18 protein-coding genes and 2 pseudogenes are annotated in these 18,919 nt (G+C 36.4%); 9 read left to right on the top strand and 11 right to left on the bottom strand.

Annotation, left to right across the window (positions count from 1 at the left end):
- Window positions 1-7: 7 nt before the first annotated feature.
- The 3 genes from H9631_RS17170 to H9631_RS17160 are packed head-to-tail and all read left to right on the top strand — an operon-like array spanning window position 8 to window position 1,961.
- Window positions 8-388, top strand: coding sequence for a hypothetical protein (locus H9631_RS17170; RefSeq protein ID WP_191814960.1), 381 nt, complete (start codon window positions 8-10; stop codon window positions 386-388).
- A gap of 56 nt (window positions 389-444) precedes the next feature.
- Window positions 445-942 (top strand): hypothetical protein, encoded by a 498-nt coding sequence (locus H9631_RS17165; protein WP_191814959.1) that lies wholly within the window; start codon window positions 445-447, stop codon window positions 940-942.
- Window positions 939-1,961 carry a glycosyltransferase family 2 protein gene (locus H9631_RS17160; protein WP_191814957.1) on the top strand — a complete coding sequence of 341 codons (1,023 nt, stop codon included), beginning with the start codon at window positions 939-941 and terminating at the stop codon, window positions 1,959-1,961. The genes H9631_RS17165 and H9631_RS17160 overlap by 4 nt, the downstream gene beginning before the upstream one ends.
- 68 nt (window positions 1,962-2,029) lie before the next feature.
- Here H9631_RS17160 and H9631_RS17155 read toward each other — a convergent pair whose 3' ends face one another.
- The 7 genes from H9631_RS17155 to H9631_RS17125 form a co-directional block, all read right to left on the bottom strand.
- The gene (locus H9631_RS17155) at window positions 2,030-2,362 is read right to left on the bottom strand and encodes a hypothetical protein (protein ID WP_191814955.1); all 333 of its coding nucleotides are present in this window, start codon (window positions 2,360-2,362) and stop codon (window positions 2,030-2,032) included.
- Window positions 2,363-2,526: 164 nt separating this feature from the next.
- A complete protein-coding gene (locus H9631_RS17150) occupies window positions 2,527-3,801 on the bottom strand; it encodes a sensor histidine kinase (RefSeq protein ID WP_191814954.1) in 1,275 nt (424 codons plus the stop codon).
- Between the two features lie 11 nt (window positions 3,802-3,812).
- On the bottom strand, window positions 3,813-4,484 hold the full coding sequence (locus H9631_RS17145; protein WP_191815012.1) for a response regulator transcription factor: 672 nt from the start codon (window positions 4,482-4,484) through the stop codon (window positions 3,813-3,815).
- A 72-nt stretch (window positions 4,485-4,556) separates the two neighbouring features.
- On the bottom strand, window positions 4,557-5,711 hold the full coding sequence (locus tag H9631_RS17140) for an ABC transporter permease (protein ID WP_404801754.1): 1,155 nt from the start codon (window positions 5,709-5,711) through the stop codon (window positions 4,557-4,559).
- Window positions 5,698-6,399: an ABC transporter ATP-binding protein gene (locus H9631_RS17135; RefSeq protein ID WP_225221126.1), complete on the bottom strand. Its 702-nt coding sequence runs from the start codon at window positions 6,397-6,399 to the stop codon at window positions 5,698-5,700. Before H9631_RS17135 ends, H9631_RS17140 begins: the two co-directional genes overlap by 14 nt.
- A 5-nt stretch (window positions 6,400-6,404) precedes the next feature.
- The gene (locus tag H9631_RS17130; protein WP_191814952.1) at window positions 6,405-7,634 is read right to left on the bottom strand and encodes an efflux RND transporter periplasmic adaptor subunit; all 1,230 of its coding nucleotides are present in this window, start codon (window positions 7,632-7,634) and stop codon (window positions 6,405-6,407) included.
- 4 nt (window positions 7,635-7,638) lie between these two features.
- Window positions 7,639-7,863, bottom strand: coding sequence for a hypothetical protein (locus H9631_RS17125; RefSeq protein ID WP_191814950.1), 225 nt, complete (start codon window positions 7,861-7,863; stop codon window positions 7,639-7,641).
- Between the two features lie 1,306 nt (window positions 7,864-9,169).
- Here H9631_RS17125 and H9631_RS17120 point away from each other — a divergent pair.
- Genes H9631_RS17120 through H9631_RS17110 form a run of 3 tightly spaced genes read left to right on the top strand, consistent with a single transcriptional unit; the run spans window position 9,170 to window position 12,937 of the window.
- Window positions 9,170-10,729, top strand: coding sequence for a spore germination protein (locus H9631_RS17120; RefSeq protein WP_191814948.1), 1,560 nt, complete (start codon window positions 9,170-9,172; stop codon window positions 10,727-10,729).
- Window positions 10,719-11,816: a GerAB/ArcD/ProY family transporter gene (locus tag H9631_RS17115; protein WP_191814946.1), complete on the top strand. Its 1,098-nt coding sequence runs from the start codon at window positions 10,719-10,721 to the stop codon at window positions 11,814-11,816. Before H9631_RS17120 ends, H9631_RS17115 begins: the two co-directional genes overlap by 11 nt.
- Entirely contained in the window at window positions 11,813-12,937 is a 1,125-nt protein-coding gene (locus tag H9631_RS17110) for a Ger(x)C family spore germination protein (protein WP_191814945.1), read from the top strand. Before H9631_RS17115 ends, H9631_RS17110 begins: the two co-directional genes overlap by 4 nt.
- Before the next feature lie 631 nt (window positions 12,938-13,568).
- On the opposite strand, the pseudogene ccsB reads toward H9631_RS17110, so the two are convergent.
- The 3 genes and pseudogenes from ccsB to H9631_RS17090 form a co-directional block, all read right to left on the bottom strand.
- Window positions 13,569-14,565: pseudogene (ccsB, locus tag H9631_RS22985) on the bottom strand (c-type cytochrome biogenesis protein CcsB); the annotation flags it as partial.
- 3 nt (window positions 14,566-14,568) lie between these two features.
- A complete protein-coding gene (locus H9631_RS17095; RefSeq protein WP_191814943.1) occupies window positions 14,569-15,153 on the bottom strand; it encodes a GNAT family N-acetyltransferase in 585 nt (194 codons plus the stop codon).
- 243 nt (window positions 15,154-15,396) lie between these two features.
- Window positions 15,397-16,014 carry a histidine phosphatase family protein gene (locus tag H9631_RS17090; protein WP_191814941.1) on the bottom strand — a complete coding sequence of 206 codons (618 nt, stop codon included), beginning with the start codon at window positions 16,012-16,014 and terminating at the stop codon, window positions 15,397-15,399.
- 155 nt (window positions 16,015-16,169) lie between these two features.
- On the opposite strand from H9631_RS17090, the gene H9631_RS17085 reads away from it, so the two are divergent.
- The gene (locus tag H9631_RS17085) at window positions 16,170-16,688 is read left to right on the top strand and encodes a hypothetical protein (protein ID WP_191814939.1); all 519 of its coding nucleotides are present in this window, start codon (window positions 16,170-16,172) and stop codon (window positions 16,686-16,688) included.
- On the opposite strand, the gene dapA is transcribed toward H9631_RS17085, so the two are convergent.
- Window positions 16,685-17,584 carry a 4-hydroxy-tetrahydrodipicolinate synthase gene (gene dapA / locus H9631_RS17080; RefSeq protein ID WP_191814937.1) on the bottom strand — a complete coding sequence of 300 codons (900 nt, stop codon included), beginning with the start codon at window positions 17,582-17,584 and terminating at the stop codon, window positions 16,685-16,687. The genes H9631_RS17085 and dapA overlap by 4 nt on opposite strands.
- Window positions 17,585-18,312: 728 nt before the next feature.
- Between dapA and arsR the strand changes: the two genes are divergently transcribed.
- The gene (arsR, locus tag H9631_RS17075; RefSeq protein ID WP_191814936.1) at window positions 18,313-18,624 is read left to right on the top strand and encodes an arsenical resistance operon transcriptional regulator ArsR; all 312 of its coding nucleotides are present in this window, start codon (window positions 18,313-18,315) and stop codon (window positions 18,622-18,624) included.
- Between the two features lie 163 nt (window positions 18,625-18,787).
- Window positions 18,788-18,919 (top strand): annotated as a pseudogene (locus H9631_RS17070) (IS110 family transposase); the annotation flags it as partial.

Genomic DNA, 18,919 nt, shown 5'->3' with positions numbered 1-18,919 from the left:
GGAACATATGTCGCTGCCAAATATCCCCAATATTACCCCATTAATTTCTTTAGACCGCTGTGATACGATTAACCTCTTGCTTTCTTCCATTGCACTTGAGGAAATTAGCCTATCTCATCTACTCAATGCTGAAGGGGAAAAGCTCCAGCAATTTTTAAAACAGAAACCAGTGTGTATTGATGATTTTTTAAACATGAATCACAGTATAAATAAAACATTACAAACCATTGTCAAATCTCAAATGTTGCTCGTTTTGAAACTGGAAGAAGTAGTGAGTTTGGCAGAACAGTCGGTGTGCTGCGATGGTACCTGTGATTGCAATGACAAACATCATCAGCATGATTGCAATGAATGCAGTGATCAATGTGATTGTTTCAATGATGAATAATATAGAAACAATCTCGATTGTGACTGTTCTCACCTTTTGAAAGGGGGCTGTAAGCGATGCACCCGCTGAAACAGCCAATCAACAATAAAAAAGAGGAACAATATTTTTACTTCTTCGATTCTATCCTCACATTTCATTTATACCTATTTAAATTTTTCGATATGAATCAATTGGATAAACCCGCTTTTCGCCGTCGCTTGGAAAGCAGTCTAGTACAATCACTCACACTCTTATGGCAAATGCATGTAGCCATCTTCTCCATAAAGTCTCTCTTTCTAAAAGCTCAAAACCAGTATTTCTTAGACGATGCCATTAATGAAAAGCAAACAAAACATATAATAACTCTACTGACCGAAACAAAAGCAATTGCCGAAAAATATCCCTTTTTACAATCAATTGACAAAATCATGTATGTAAATCTATTGGATCAAGTATTGCATTATTATACTAATCAAAATATTGTTATTGTGAAAGACGCCTATCCCAAGCCTTGGCTATCTAACAAATATTTCTCAGTTAATACAAAAATAAATGGCAAGCGGGTGGATGAATGAAAACAATCAGCTTATGTATGATTGTGAAAAACGAAGAAGCTTATATTGAAAAATGTTTATTAAGTGTGAGGAACATTGTACATGAAATGATTATTGTTGATACGGGGTCAACTGATCGTACAAAAGAAATATGCGAACGATTAGGAGCAACGATTTATCAATATGAGTGGGATAATAATTTTTCGGAAGCCCGAAACTTTGGGTTGCAGTTATGTCAATCTGATTGGATCATATGGCTAGATGCTGACGAGGAATTAGACGATACAAACAAAGAAAAAATACATGAACTGTTACAAAACACAGCAGCTAAAGTTATATCACTTCCAGTTTTTAATTATTTTGGAAGTATGGAAAAGCTTAAAAAGGAAGATTTTCACCTTTTATATCAGCCACGGCTATTTCTAAATCATATAGACATAATATTCAGCAATCAAATACATGAATCCATTGTTTATCCAAATGATTTATTGGAAAACGATCTGCTGACATTAAATGTACCCATACACCATTATGGTTATACTGATGAGGCTATTTTAAAAAAGCAGAAATCACAGCGCAACTTAAATATTTTAAAAGAAGAACTTAGCAACCCGGATCATAGTCCTTGGATAAAATACTATATTGCCAGCGAACTTAGTAGCTTACAAAATTACGAGCTAGCCTTTCAATTTCTCAATCAATCCATTTTAGAATTTATTTATAAGAAAGTTCATCCGCCAGCCATATTATATAAACTAAAGTATCAAATATTAATCACTACCGAAAATTGGGTAGGTGCCAAAGAAAGTATTGATAAAGCTCTTCTATTATACCCAGATTATGTAGATTTACATTATTATAAGGGGTGTATATTATACAATATTGGCTATTATAAAGAGGCCCTTTCTGTATTTAACAAATGTCTAGAATTGGGAAATGATCATAGTGATTATCTAATATTGAATGGAGCTGGTAGTTTTAGAGCTCAAAATTATATTAAATTATGCGCAGAGCAAATGGCTAAATTGAACAATCAATAAATGTGCAATTTAGCCATTTAGAGAACCTCAATTCTGTAATAGAATTGGGTCCTTTCTTTTATAATTTTTTATAAGCAATAACTTCGTGCCATTATTGAAGGGACAAATACAATCTCGTATCTTCCTTTAAGCACACCATGTACTTTTTCCGTTAATTTAGCCCCCTGAATATTATGCTCGTTTTCCATTTCGACGCCATTAGGAATTAATTTATCTAAATCCCAATTTGTCCATTCACCATACATAGACGCCCATTCCCTTAATTCTCTTTTTAACTCTTTTGAAACCGGGATCTCCTCTAAATCACAGTTAGCCCCACATTGACTGCACCATATCGGGTCAGCTCCAATGTCACCCTCAACTTTCAATTCGGAGGTTTGTTCTCCACATAAACAATGCATCTTGATCTGCTACTCCTTTGATTCTACAAATAGTTCTTTAATACAGTGTTTGTGATAAATTTTAATTAACTATATAGGCGAATCAAAAATAACAACAACGGTCAACCAAAAAATTCGGCTGACAAGAGGAATTTTATTCTTTTTTATCATAGTGCAAATCTGCCTCATGAACCGTCATTTGTAGAGATTTCTTTATATTTTTTATTCTTTGGAAGACTAACTTCAAAACATGTTCCAACGCCCACTTGGCTTTGGACTGTTATTTTGCCATGATGTTTGTCAATAATCCATTTTGCAATAGCAAGCCCAAGCCCAGCTCCTGCCTCTTCTGTTCTGGACTTATCCACTTGAAAGAATCGATCAAATATTTTGGGGATATTCTCTTCGGCCATGCCAATGCCATTATCCTGTATTTTAATCAAAACAGTATGAGAGGATTTAGAACAAGAGATTAAAATTTTTCCTCCCTCTTCCGTATACTTCATAGCATTGTCCAATAAAATGACCATTAATTGATGAATTCTCTCTCTATCTCCCGTAAAAAAGACCGAAGATGGGACATCCAATACAAGTTCTTTGTTTTGACATGAGGCTATTTCTGAGTAATGTTCAGTTAATTCCTTTAGTAATTTGGTAATTGAAAACTCTTTCTTTTCTATTTCTAGTTGATCTGAATCAGAACGAGCTAATGTAAGCAGAGTGGCAACAAGTTTTGACAATCGCCGCCCCTCTTTTGATATAACGGAGATATCTACCGCCTTTTCTTGTATTGTAGAAGCCGGAGACCGCCACAGTAAATCTATCTTAGATTGGATAACAGCTAAAGGTGTTCTTAATTCATGTGAAGCATCTGAAACAAACTGCTGTTGTTTTTTCCAAGCTTCTTTAATAGGAATCAGCGCTCTTCCGGCCAAAAAGAATCCGGCACCAACAGCACAGACACTTCCAATACAACAGCCAATTACCATAATTAATAATAATTTTTGAAGCATGTCTTTTTCGGAAGTAATGTTTCGAACAAATTGGATTGTTATTTCTCCAAAATTTGGATGTTCTACATTTATTGCAATTGTTCTAAAGTGAAATCCTTCTGCTTCTATATCCTGAAGCTTCATTAACTCTTTTGGCCGAAATTTGGATTCATTGTCTGTAAAGAGTGTCACGTCCTCATTTAAGGTCATTAGTTCATTATTATTATTCCATATCAGTAAAGCAATGCGGGGGTCTCTAGGTCCTTTAGGCAAACGATCCGGTTGTTCCAACGGGCCACGTTGTTCTGGCTCAGCTATACGTTCTACCGCCTCCAGTAAGTCACTGTTTACATCCCGATACAAACGCGATTGAGCATAAGAATAAATAACGGTTACAAGAACTCCGATTAAAATGATAAAGACTAATGAATTTAAAATAGTGAGTCTGATACGAGTTCGTTGAAACATACCCTTCTCCCCTACTGTTTCTTTAGCATATATCCAATACCACGTACCGTTTGGATATCCTTATGATATCCGAACGGTTCCATCTTTTTACGAAGATGATGGACAAATACTTCTACTATGCCGATAGTTGTGTCAGAATCGAATCCCCAGACTCGATCATAAAGCTGCTCTTTCGTCAAAATTATACCTTTATTTTGAATCATATATTCCAGCATTTCATACTGTTTTAACGTTAACTTCACAGGATGGCCGTCTAATAAAATAGCTTTTTCTTTTCCATATAGTTCAATCCCTCGATATTGAATCGTTTGATTTGTCGTTAGACTGCCGCTCCTTCTTAACAACGCCCGAATACGCGCTTCAAGTTCCGGTGCTTGAAATGGCTTAATCAGGTAATCATCTCCTCCAAAGTCCAATCCTCTGACCCGGTCTTCTAATGAATCTTTTGCAGTCAAAAACAAAACAGGCGTCTGAATGCGCTCCCCGCGTATCTTCTGTATAACCTCAAATCCGTTCATTCCCGGAAGCATAACATCAAGGACAATCAAATCATATATATCTTGCATGGCCATAAACAGGCCTTCTTCTCCATTTTCCGCGCAATCCACTTCAAATTCTTCAGATAAAATTTGTTTAATAGATCGCAGCAAGGCTACGTTATCTTCTACAACTAATATACGCACCATATGTCACTCCTTTCTTACATAGCAACAAAACAAACAAAGCGTTCGCATAAACGAATCGCTTTGTTTTTTCTATTCATACCGAAGAGCTTGAATTGGATCAAGCATGGATGCTTTATTCGCTGGAAATACACCGAATACAACTCCAACTAATAAAGAGAAGACAAATGATAACAACATAACAGGTATGGAATATGCTATTGCTGTACTAGTGGCCAAAGCAAATATTTGAGCGCTGATTAACCCAATTCCTACTCCAATAATCCCACCGAATGCACTTATTACAACAGCTTCAATAAGAAATTGGAGAAGAATATTTTTACGTTTTGCTCCAATTGCTTTTCTAATACCTATTTCTTTTGTACGTTCAGAAACTGATACAAGCATAATATTCATTATACCAATCCCACCAACGATAAGAGAAATCGCCGCACTTCCACCTAACATCAATGTCATGGTGTTATTGACAGATGATGCTGTTTCCATTAAATCCTTTGGACTTGAAACACTATAACTATCCGCATCACCCACAATTGAATACATCGTTCTTTCGATACGGCTTGATATGAAATTTATCATATCCTCATTTTCTATCTTCACATATGTTGTCCCGATATTAGTAGTAGAAGCTAAACGTTGCCCTGTGCTAAGAGATACAATAATTGTATTATCTCCGCTTGTTCCTAATGAACTTCCAACTGACTCAAGAACTCCAACAACTTTATAAGACGTTCCGTTCACCTTTACTGATTCACCCACTGGATCTCCTAAACCGAATAATGTTTGTGCTGTATCTGAGCCAAGCACGGCAGTTTTTGAATAATTATCATGGTCCAAGTCTGCAAGAAAGCGACCGGATTGCAGCTGTAAATCACGGACACCTATATAAGAAGAAGTAGTTCCGATCATTGAGACTTGGGCGGTTGTTTTTCCATTTTTGACTGTTACTCTTCCTGAGACTGTTGGTGCAGTTTCTTCAATACCATTAATATCCTGAATTTGTTCCGCGTCCTCTTCTTTAAATGTCACATCTGAACCCGTAACTGTTACAGTTAATACATTTGTACCCAGGCTGCCAATTTGATTTTGTACTTCTTTTGTTGACCCTTGCCCTATCGCAATCATGACTATAACAGAGGAAACACCGATAATAATCCCCAGCATCGTTAGGAATGCTCTGATTTTATTTGCTTTTATGCTTTTCAGTGCCATTTTAACTGTTTGCAAACCATTCACCTCCATTTTCATAGAGTTGTCCATCGTGAATACGAATAACACGTTTGGCTTTTTTGGCAACATCTAAATCATGTGTAATGAGAATGATGGTATGCCCCTGTTCATTTAGCGAATTCATAATCGCCAAAATTTCCTTACTTGTTTCACTGTCAAGTGCTCCAGTGGGCTCGTCTGCCAGTAATATTGGAGGGTGTCCAACCAACGCTCGTGCGATTGCGACACGTTGCTGCTGCCCACCAGACAGTTGAGAAGGCAAATGACCGGCTCTATCTGCCAACCCTACTTTTTCTAATGCTTCTAATGCAGTTTCTCTTCGCTCCAAAACCTTCTTTCCTCGATAAATGAGGGGAAGTTCAACATTCTCAAATGCTGTTAACTTCGGTATAAGATTGAAGTTTTGAAAAATAAAACCTATTTTTTCATTTCGAATGGTCGCAAGCTGGGAACTTTTCATTCTCCCAATTTCTTCATTATCTAATAGATATTTTCCTGAATCCGGTCGATCTAAGCAACCTATCATATTCATAAATGTTGATTTTCCGGAGCCAGACGGACCTATAATAGAGATAAAATCGCCCTTTTGGATATCGAGAGAAACACTTTGAAGAGCCACTACTGTTTCACCACCCAGTCTATACACTTTCTTCAGGCTTTTTATTTGAATAATTGGCTCTGCCATAGTCATTAATTTCCTCCTTGTCCACTGCCTGATGGAGGCCCGCCTCCATTTCTTCCTCCAAAGTCACCGCTAGGCCCCCCTGGGAAGTTGCCATTTGGAAAGTCACCGCCGCCAGGCATCATCATAGGTTCTTGAGAAGAATTACCACTAGATTGAACTCTCGGTATTTGCACAGTATCTCCTTCTGCTAAACCGCTTGTAATTTCTACATAAGTATCATTTGAAATACCCGTTTTTACCGTTACTTTATTTTGTGATTGTGATTGTGTAGATTTTCCTGAAGACTCCGGAACGATTACATACTTTTCATCTCCATTTGTATATACTGCTTCAACTGGAACGTATAGTGCATTTTCTTTACTTTCAATTAAAATACTAGCTTCCGTAGACATACCAATCTTCAAACCTTTTGGCTCTGTGATTTGAATCGTTACATCAAATGAAGAAACTCCATTATTTGATGTACCTGCTGATGCTACATTCATAACTTTGCCATTAAATGTTTCATCTTCAAATGCACTTGCTGTTATTTCAGCCGTTTGACCCTCTTTTACTTTAGATATATCTAATTCATCAACACTAATAGTTGTTTGCAACGTGCTGAAATTTGTTATATGTGCAACTGTCTCAGTAGTTGGCACAGAATCCCCGCTCGCAACAGAAAGGCTTGTGATTGTACCAGCTACAGGAGCTTGTATGATACTTCCATCTGTAAAAGTGACAAGCGTTGAAAATTTTTTTACCACATCCCCTTCCTTTACACTGACAGTATCCACAGTCAAGCTACTTCCACCAACTTCCATATCTGAACTACTGTTTCCTCTTGTTATAGGTGATATGAATCCATCCTCATCTTCCATCCGAAGAAGGATGGTTCCTTGTGAAGCTCCACTTCCGCTTTTAACACTAACCGATACGATTTCTCCACCATATGGTGCCGTAACAACATCACCATTTTTAAACGTTACGAGTGTTGCTCCTTTATCTACTGTATTTCCAGGTACTACACTCACGCTATCTACTTTAAGTATTGTATTTTCTGCTGTTACATCTTGATCTGTCTTGGCTGTAACTGAACCTGAACCGCTGACTTTTACTTCTAATTTTCCTTTTTGCACCGTTGTTTGTGCTGCAACCGCAACATCTTGGGGTTCGTCTTTTTTGCCTAATAAGAACCAAGCAATCGCTCCCCCTATAACAACTATAATGACTGATATCACCATCCACTTTTTCAAATTTCTATTCTCCTCCCCCTGATTGAGTTTGGTCTGATTGATCTTGATTTGGTTGAAATTGACCATTGCCCGGAAACATCTGACCATCCTCTCTTGGCCCCATTTCTGAAAAATCAGGGCTTGTGCTTTGTTTATAAGCTATATATCCTACCCCAACAGCTGTGCACGTACTTATCACCAAATTTACCATGAGTAAAATTTTTATTAGATTTTGTTTGGTTTGTTCCATTTTGATTCCTCCTTACTGTTGTTGGTGAACCCATTATGAAATTCGTTCCTTAATTTTCCCTTAAAATTTCAGCTGTAATTATACGGAAGTTTTTTGCAGCAAAGAGCTTCAAAGGATCTCTAAACAGATAAGTGAAGGCTTCCTCAATAAAATCGAGAAAGCCTTCATTTTGGAGGTGTCTTGGATTATTTTCGGTCTAATGTGCTTAAAACCCGCGATTTATTACGGAAACTGATGTTATTGAGGATTTTTCAATTGTAAGGTGCAACGATAATATGTTCTTTCGTGACCAAGATGAAGTCCACTACTATAGCAGATTTCAGATCTCTGTTGATCTGACCCAAAGCAGTTTACGGGAATCGTTTCCCTCTTGCTTTCATACTAAACTTACTTAGTCTTTTTTGGCTGGCTTGATTGACAAACCTGTTCGAAATGGGATAAACAACTGTTTGATACTCTGGAATTTGTTCTGTTAACTTTATATCAAATTTAACTACATTGTTTACGATTAATTTTCCTTGTTCGAATGCAGTCGATAACTCCTACAAATAATACATTTCATTCATAATATCCCTCATTATCAAAATTGGATTAAGGTAAGAAACTAACAATATCATTATAAAAAATGATAATCATTTTCAATTGGATCTATTTAAATGAACACAAATGACTTTAAAATAAATGATACTTTTGAAACCTATCAAGTCTTATAATTTCCCTCGGCGTTGGTACGCTCATTCATTTTTCTTGTTAAGATTTATACCTCCCTTTCCTGTGTAGCGCAAAATAAAAAACTAAACTGTGAAGCAAGATGGTACCAGGTACCTCCCCCGAAAGTTCGACCCGAAACTCATTTCGTCGCATCAGTGGGCAAAATTATCAAACAGTCTCTTCTTCATCACATGAAATGTGATCTATCATCTACCTTTATATAGTTTCCCCTTCTAATTCTCACCATTCGATTACAATTTAGATAACAAGTATATTGTCGTCAAAAAACTTTTTGTCCAAATCTATATGATTTTGTATCTGTTTCCACATTAAATCCTTTAGCAAACCAGAATTTCTATAACTTTAGCTTCTTCAATTCAACCGTTTCTTCTTGCTGTATATTGTTAAAAGTCTCTTTATCATTCGTTTTATTTTTACAATAACTTAAAAGATTACATTTTGAATTGATCCTTTTTATATTTCCGCTCCTAAGCAACATTGCTGTGTCATAACTATATTTATTCATTGCAATTTCTTGTATGCAGCCTGCTGAATTGGGAAAAGATAATAAAAATTTTGTGAGGAGAGGGCTGACATGATTCGGAATATACAAAAGCTATTGAAGAAAAAACGAAAAAAACAACAGAAAAATATCGTGCAAATTCCGGAACAACAGAATACCCTCCAAGAAATTGAAGCCACAGTTCATCCTGTTCTTGAGGATAATATCAAATATATTTACGAGGCCTTTTGCTATACGAATGATTTAAAAGTGCGTGATATGACCCTCGATGGCAGTAAGGGTAAGCTTATCTATTTGGAGACAATGGCTGACACAAAAGAAATTCAGAAAAGCATTCTCATTCCGTTATCTGAAGCTGAGGGAACTCGAAACATCAGAGAGATCATAACGAGCCCTGAGCTCAAATTCTCAAACAACTTAAACGAGGCGGTATCTGCGCTGCTGATGGGAAGCTGTGCCCTTTTTTTTATGGATAGGACTGAATTTTTTTTATCCAATACAATTCAAGTGAATGTCCGGACACCAGAGGAGCCCGAAAATGAAAAAGTTGTGCGCGGGTCCCACGAAGGATTTGTAGAAAATTTAAACATCAATTTAAACTTGATCAGGGAACGTGTGAAAAACACCCAACTGATGATCAAATATTTTACATTGGGAAAGGAAACAGATTCGAAAGTAGCGATTGTTTATATGAATGGGCTCGCAAACCCTTCGGTCGTTGAGGAAGTTCAAAAACGTATTGAATCGATCTCAACCGACATGGTTTTCAGTCCTGGATATATTGAAGAGTTCATTGAAGACTATCCGCTTTCCCCGTTTCAGCAAATTCTATTTACTGAAAGACCTGATCGAGCTGAAGCTCATTTAATGGAGGGACGAGTAGTCATTTTGAGCGAAGGTTCGGCAGATGCATCGATTGTACCCGTCACGTTTTTTTCCTTCTTCCAGACGCCTGATGATTACAATATCAGATTTTACGGGGGATCCATTTTTCGTTTGATCCGGTTATTCAGTTTTTGGGGGGCACTCACTTTTCCGGCCACATACATTGCTGTTGTCGGCTTTCACTTTGAAATCATTCCATATGATCTGATAACACTTGTAAAAAGTTCGATTGAAAATATTCCATTTCCCCCATTTTTCGAAGCTCTTTTCATGGCAATTACCATTGAACTAATACGGGAAGCGGGAATAAGGCTTCCATCCCCAATTGGTCAGACGATTGGCATAGTCGGAGGCCTGATTATCGGGGATGCGGTCGTTAATGCTGGTCTAGTGTCAAACATGATGATCATTGTTATTGCTTTAACTGCGATTATGTCATTTTGTATCCCTTCTTATGAAATGGGAAACACCGTCCGTATTCTGTCATTGCCAATCATGATTGCCGCTGCCACCCTTGGATTTGTGGGGATTGTGTTTGTTCTGATGATGATCATCATCCATATGTGTAAATTGGACTCCTTTGGGACGCCGTATATTGCTCCTCTGGCCCCTTTAGATGTGAAAGATTTAAAAGATGCTATAGTGCGTTTTCCAGTTTGGGCGCTTAACAGCCGCTCAAAAAATGTACGAGCTCAAAAGCAGTTAAAGCAAAGGGCATCAAGGGATTGGGAAAAGAATGGGCAGTAAAAAAGAAATTACTCAGTTTCAGTTGATATTTTTATTAATTCACAGCCAAGTAGGAGTAGGTGTGGTTTCTTTACCTTTCGATGTTTTTATAAAAGCAAAGGGGGATAGTTGGATATCTATATTGCTAACGGGTGTCATCATCCAAATTGCAATTCTTTTATTTGGAGCATTAATAGTGCGTTTTCCTTCAAAACATTTGTATGGGATTGCCCAATCTCTTTTTGGAAACATAATCGGAAAAACGATCGTCATCTTATATAGCATATATTTTATTTACTTCGGGAGTTTGGTTCTAGAGAATTTTTCCTATATCCTCAAGGCTTGGATGATGCCGCTGACACCAAAATGGCTGCTGCTCATACTAATGGTGGTTACTGCGGTTTATATTGTAATAGGAAATCTTCAGCTCATAGCTCGTTTCTTTCTTCTTGCCTCTGTTGTTTTAATCGGATTTATAGGCTTCGCTGCTTATGCGTTAAAAGATGCAAATCTTACATTTATTTTGCCTGTTGGAACCAGTGGAGTCATGCCAATGATTCAAGGAATCCTCCCCTGTTTTTATGCATTTCAGGGATTCGAGTTATTACTTATCACCCATTCTTTTGTTCAATCAGATAAAAAGGGAGTAATAAAAGCCGCAACGATTGCCAATATCTTTGTCACATTTTTTTATTTGTTTTTGACCTTAACATGCTTGCTTTTTTTTAGTCCGGAAGAATTTAAGCTTGTACCTGAACCGGTTTTATATCTAATAAAGGCATTTACTTTCAGAATTATTGAAAGGCCGGATTTACTCTTTACCTCCATGTGGATTGTCTTGGTTGCCACTACACTTATGACTGCGTTATACGCTTCCTCATTGGGGCTCTCGGTCGCCATGAATTCAAATAAAATAAAAAAATTCGTCATTCTCACTGCAGCCCTATGCTTTGGGTTAGCGATGTTTTTACATGGCAAGTATGAGATAACATCCAAATTCATGATTTATAATCAATTCCTGGTTTTTACTTTCGCTTTAGGTCTACCCATTTTATTTTTACTTATATCCATCATTTTCAACAAAAAAGAGCGAGGGGATAGCGGATGAATTATCGATTAACCTTTATTTGGGCAGCCATATTATCCATCATTCTTGCTGGATGCTGGGATCAGCGCTTATTAAAAGAACACAGCTTAGTATTAGCTATTGGATATGACCGGGGAAACGACAACAAATTAATCAAAACTGTGACTTTTCCCAAAAATAATAGTGATACGAGCCAACTAAATGCACCTGTAAATAAAAGTAACGTTTTATCCATGACTGGGGATACAGTCAAAGATGCCGAAAAACATATGGACCAAAGCATTCCCGAAAAATTTGACAGGTCCAAAGCAAAAGTCATACTTTTGGGCAAACGCTTGGCTTCCCAAGGTATTTTTTCAACTTTGGATTCCATCTATCGGGATTTGAGAGGTCCATTAAATGCCAATTTGGCTATCTTTGACGGAAATGCAAAAGATGGCTTGTCAGTTAAGACAGGTAATTCTATGCTTGTCAGTGATGTTTATTCAGAGCTTCTTGACAGTGCTGAAAAAGGAGGAGTTACCAAAAATGAAAATGTGCAAACCGCTTGTCCGATTATTTTATCAAAAGGCAAAGATCTTGTGCTGCCTTATGTTGGCTTAAGAAACGAAAAAGAAGTAATTGTAAAAGGATTGGCTTTGTTTCATGGTGATCGTCTGACAGGCCAATTAAATATCGAGGAAACAGGCATATTCCTGATATTATCGGATCAAAAGACAAAAGGCGTAACATTAAACTTTAAGATAAGGAATGATCAAAAAGACCCTGATAAAAATTTTGTGAACGTCGCCGTACGTAAAAACACGAGAAAAGTAGATATAAACACAAATAAAGGGCATATTACTGCAAAAGTAATTGTAGATCTTGAGGTGGAGGTTGATGAATATGCATTAGATCATTTAAATGAGGAAAAAGAAGTGAAAGCCCTGGCTAAACGTATAGAAAGCCGATTAAGTAAATTGGCGAATAAAACGTTGACGAAAATGCAAGAAGCCAAAAATGATTCCTTAGGGTTAGGAGAGAGAGTCAAAGCCTATCATCATTCCACATGGAAAAAAATCGATTGGAAAAAAATTTACCCTGAAACTCCGATTGATGCAACATTTAACGTTAAAATCGTCCGACACGGGATTATTAATTGATTGTTCAAGGCTACGTTATTCTATTTTGGGAATTTTTTACAAATTTGTAATATCAATAAAATTAAATACAAAATAAAAGAAGCCGCAAGTGCTGTGACACTTACGGTCTTGTTTAATAATACAATCAGTATCAGAAACCGTTTATGAGTAATGACTTTTATTCATTGGAGCACTTTGATATCTGACGGATATGATTCTGCATGGGGTGTATCCGTATGCTTGCGACCTCATCTTCAATTTTAATGTAGTTAGTACATATTGATTCGCCAAGACGAGGGTTATTCAATGCAATGTAATTATAGATTTCATGTAGATTTTTTATCTGATTTAAGAAAATCCAACTTGAGATTCATCCTTTTTGATGACCTTATTATTCTATAAACAGCATCTTCTTAAATTTTTAAATCAAATTTTGTTTTAGAAGCCCATCAAAAGATGTAAGACATATTGAAATATAAGGAGGGTTTGTAAGAACATTGTAAATATAAACGATTGAACAGAGAGCGACTAGTTTGTTAAGCAGGTGTTCTTTTAGTAATTAGCCACTTATCGTTTGGTCACTTACCCTTGTTGGATATTCCGAGAACCTTCAAATACTCGTATAAAAACCTATGCGAACATTCTATATAGTTTAGGCATACGAATGAAGGCCTGCGATTACTAAATTAACAAACACTCCGTTAAAGATAATCGTACCAAATCCAATTATCGCAAGCCAGACTGTACGTTCGTCCTCCCCCCTTAGACAGACGTAAGTGCAGTAAAGCAGCATACAAAAGCCAGGTAATTAAAGCCCCAACTTCTTTTGGGTCCCATCCCCAGAACTTTCCCCAAGCAGTTTGAGCCCAAATCATAGCAAAAAATAGTCCGCCTAGAGAAAACATTGGAAAACCGATTAAGACAACACGGTATGAAATTTCATCCATTCATAAAGGATTTACTTTTAATGTTTGTTTTTTAAGAGTTCAATTATTCTTTTACGCGTCATTATTCTGATAAGAAGATATAAAACACTTCCCACGATAAAAGACCAAAGAATCGTGTTTAACTTTTTCGCATCAATTGTATTCGATACGAAAATCATACCCGCCTGCACATTGTGTAAAATCTCTTTGTTCACCACAATAATTGGCATTGTATAAGTTGCTTCTTCAGTTATACCATTTTCGATATTTTTCACCTCAACAGTCTGCGGATCTAAAAATAAATTTAAATATAAATAATTATAAATAAACTTAAAATAAAACCGATAACAACAACTAAAAAATACATGACAGCTTCTAAGCTGCTTGCGCTTTTTGATTTTTTATGTGTATCTAGTGTAGATAGTAAATAAATAACACCCGTTACAAATACAATAGATAAAATGACACTTGAAGCAGCAACTGTAATGACATGGATAGTTAACCAATTACTTTGAAGACTAGGTACTAGCGGAGACACCTCATTTGAAAAAGCGTTCCCGTAACCTAGTATTAATAAAGATATTGGAATAGCAAATAATCATATAATCGTTTGTCTATATAAAAAATGAATGATAAGGACTGCACCAACCAACATAACGCTAAAAAACGTCATAAACTCATATTACTAACAGGCGCATGTTCAATTGCTATCCACCTACAAATATTCTAATCTGAGGGGTTTTCTAACATATTTGTTAATTTATTCTTGACTGAAATCCAATCACTTTCAATAACACTATAAAATACGGAGTTACGGAAAGTTCCATCCTTACGAATCATATGATTCCTTAAAACCCCTTCTTTTACGCCTCCTATTTTCTCGATTGCTTTTTGAGACCTAATATTTCGTTCATCGGTTTTAAATTGAACTCGTATAAGTTTCAATGTTTCAAAGCAATATTTTAGTAACAAGTATTTACATTCTGTATTAATATGTGTTCCCCATACAGCTGGAGTGTACCAAGTCCACCCTATTTCTAAACTTTTATTTTGGATGGAAATATCAAAAAATCGTGTAGTACCAATAATTTTATCATTTTCACGTTGCAACACAATAAATGGAAATTCTGTTCCCGCTTCTTTTTGGCATAATGCTTCTTCCACAAAATCTTGCATATCATTTGGTGTAAAAATAGCTTTTGGTAAATGATTCCAAATTTTTTGATCATTTCCGATTTCATATAGACCTCGAACATGATTCTTTTCCATTGGAACAATTCGAACTTTCTCTCCTACCAATTCATCAAACATATTGTTCGTTCTCCCATCTATTTTTAAACATATATTAACATGATTATATGAAAAACCCTTACATATTTAGGTTAGTATTTACATTAAAATATTCGTTTGTTGCTTTAATTGCATTCGTTCACCTAGAAAGAAGCTTTTCATATGGAACAGTAGCATTGTAAATTGGACAATTCTGGTGGATAATTTACTCGCCTCTTTTAAATCATGGCAAAACAAGCACCATTGAGACATGTTTAGTAAGATCTATTCCTGATAATGAGAGATGTCATCATACAAAACCACTTTTGGCGAACCATCATTTATACTAATCTTGCACAATGCTGTATGATAGATGTCAGGCATGTCTCCAATTTCATGCAACCGTTTTTTCATAAAGAAACTCATAATCACTTTTAACGTGATACGGTGAGTGACTATAAGTACTTGTTCTCCTTTATGTTTTGAAATGATGTCTTCAAGTAATGGAATCGTTCTTTCGAGTAATTCGAGATAACTTTCCCCATGACCAATAGGACTGTATAAATGAGGCTTGGTTAAAAATTGAGCATATTGAATAGGACACTTTCTTTGAATATGCTCTATTTGTTGACCTTCCCACAGTCCTAGGTTAATTTCTCTTAGTGAATCAATTGTTTGAATTTCAATTGGTCGGTTGTTCGATAGAATTCGAGCGGTGTTTATTGCTCTTGAGCTTGAACTAGAATAAATTGCATCAAAGTGAACATCTTCTAGACGCACCTTTAACCATACAGCCTGTTGTATACCTAATTCTGTAAGAGGGGAATCCATATGCCCTTGCATTTTATCTATTAGGTTCCATTCAGTTTGGCCGTGACGGGTCAAATAAAGTGTAGTTTCCATGAATAAGAGACCTCCTATGAGCTATTCTTGTTATCCTTGCTAATACAGGATGTTGGTTCTATTGAATCAATACCTCGTAACGATCCTACGTCCCTACGCCGTTGATAGGCTTCACTTACCAAATATTTGCTATCAGTTACGTGGCTGTGTCGTTTATGTTTTCAGATATTAACATGTCTACTCAGAAAATAAATTTCCAAGCTTATTTACTTATTTTTAGTGTAAGTCCTTTTTTTTCTTACGTAACCATCCAATCATTTTTCTTTAGACTCAACCGATTTTTATGGGCTAGCTCGGAAAGAAAACCATTCCCCGCCCTCAGCACAAATATGACATATCCAACACCAATAGGAATAAGAGCTATTTTTAGAATGAACAAGCATACAACTGCTACTAGGCCGGATATAGTTAACCAATGCCAGCTAAATCCAAATCCAGTGAAAAACCAAAACATCGACTTCACAAACGGAACAATGCCACTATTCAATGTGAAGATGGTTCTCGGATTTGCTGTTATCATCTACCTCTCACAGGCAAAAATCTATCATTCGTACCCTGCTAAAATTACTAAGCGTAAAGGTCTATTACTTACTATCAAAAGGACAGGGCAAGCAAAAACAGAAAAGACTGTTTTTGCTTGCCCTGAATTTTTCTTAATAGAGAATCACTCTTAGCGGGAGATACCCCTCCCAACCTCTTTCAATTGTCCCATGATCTCTGTGATATGTTTAGCCTCGCCTTCAGTTAATGAAACAAGCGGTAACCTCACTGTCCCAACATTGATACCATGTTCACTTAAAGCAAATTTTACTGGTGAGGGATTAGCGGCGATAAAGAGACCCTCAAAAATTGGAAGCAATTGACGGTGTGTTTCCGCAGCTTCCTTCACTCGCCCTTTCAAATAAGCCGTGATCAAACCTTTGATTTCGGACCCGGCAATATGGCTCGCCACACTTATAACTCCATATCCTCCAATACTAAGGATTGGCAGAGCTAAACTATCATCCCCCGAATATATTTTAAATCCCGGTGGAACGTTTTCTATTAGGTAACCCACTTTTGAAAGATCACCACTTGCTTCCTTTATCGCTGTAATATTTTCGATACGAGAAAGCCTCAAAAGCGTTTCTGTAGATATGTTGACAGCAGACCTTCCAGGAATATTATAAAGCACGACTGGGAGATCAGTATTCGCCGCTATAGATTTGAAATGCTGGTATAAACCTTCCTGGGATGGTTTATTGTAGTAAGGTGCAACAAGTAAAACTCCATCAATACCAGTTTGTTGCGCTTTTCGAGTTAAACGAATGGAGGAACGAGTATCGTTTGTCCCAGTCCCCGCAATAATCTTCACCCTCCCCTGTGCTCGCTCAACTGCAAATTTAAATAACCTTAACTTTTCATCCATTGATAAACTGGCTGGCTCACCAGTAGATCCACCGACAACAATCGTATCAGTTCCTGTTTTGATTAAATGCTCAATCAATTCCTCAGTCTTTTCATAATCAATTTCAAACTCAGCATTGAAAGGTGTAACCATCGCTGTCAATAGACGCCCAAAATCACTCATTATTATCGGCCTCCTTTCGCTTGAATAGTCAAAATTGTTTCATTTCCGGTATAATCATATCTTATTTACTTGTAGCATTCACCGCCCACTTCAGTGATTTTTTTCCCGTCCACTTTATCCAAGAAGTATTATACCGTTATTAGCTGGAAAACCTAGAGGGATACGGCTAAAAGCAATGCAAAAGCGGGCATACAAGAATGGGAACTACTTTTGACATCTACAGTTTGACCTATTGAAACAGGAGATGTATGAGGAGAAGCAACTTGCATATATGAAGAATTAAAAAGGAAAATCAAGATATGAATGCATTACTAAAACAGTAAACGCATTAAACTGAAATTGGCTGGCATGAGTCTGGTTTAGTGGCGTCTCACACAAATAACTTGACTGCTTAATATAAAACACTAACTTTTACAGTACCTTGATTTCCACATGAACTTTTTCCCTTTCAGTTGATATGTATAGTATCAAAATAAACTTTGAGCTTTTCAGAAAATATGATTGTTTTTACTTTGCACCACATCATAAGAATTGCCAAAAGCCTGCTACGGGATGTTTTAGCTCATTAATAATGATAATCACGTTTAGAGTTTAAAGGTATTATTAAATTGTTAGCCTACATAAACAATAATTAATCAAAAAAAATTGATTTATTAGTTGCATTTAATGTTGAGCCTGCATATAATGAATACATCAAAAAAAATTGATTAATAGGGGTAATTATTTCAATGACTACGAGACCAACTTTTAAACAGTATGAACGAAAATTTAAAGCTCTTGCAGATGAGAAAAGATTAGAAATCATGTATGAGCTTTGTCAAAGGGGAAAAACATGTGTATGTGACTTAACAGATATTTTTGAAATGACACAATCCAAACTTTCCTATCACTTAAAAATTTTGTTGGATGCAGAATTAGTTATTAAAGAAACAAAAGGTACATGGAGTTATTACGATTTAAATGATACGGAAGTAAACAAATTATTATCAGAAGAATTGTGCTGCATTTTTAGAAAAACAGGAAAAGGAAGCTGTTGCTAATTTTTCCGCACTATACATCAATTTTTTTTGATTTATTAAAAATAAGGAGCATTCCTGTTAGAAGGATTTTCGGGGACTTGAACAGAAAAAGCCCTCTTGGTATGATGCGGGGTGTCAAATCACGTCGAATTGACCCCTAATTTGTAACCAAGGAGGACTCATAATGGATTTTAAACAAAATCAAAAGATAAATCAAGTTACCGAAAAAACGCTAGTCGTCGGAATCGATATTGCTAAGCGCACACATTACGCTTGTTTTGTAGATGATCGAGGACGAGTGCTCCAAAAATCATTC

Origin of the sequence: Bacillus norwichensis, assembly GCF_014836955.1 — a bacterium.
Taxonomy (GTDB): domain Bacteria; phylum Bacillota; class Bacilli; order Bacillales; family Bacillaceae_C; genus Siminovitchia; species Siminovitchia norwichensis.
The sequence above is the reverse complement of the archived record's forward strand: the minus strand, read 5'-3'. Positions and strand labels throughout refer to the sequence as shown.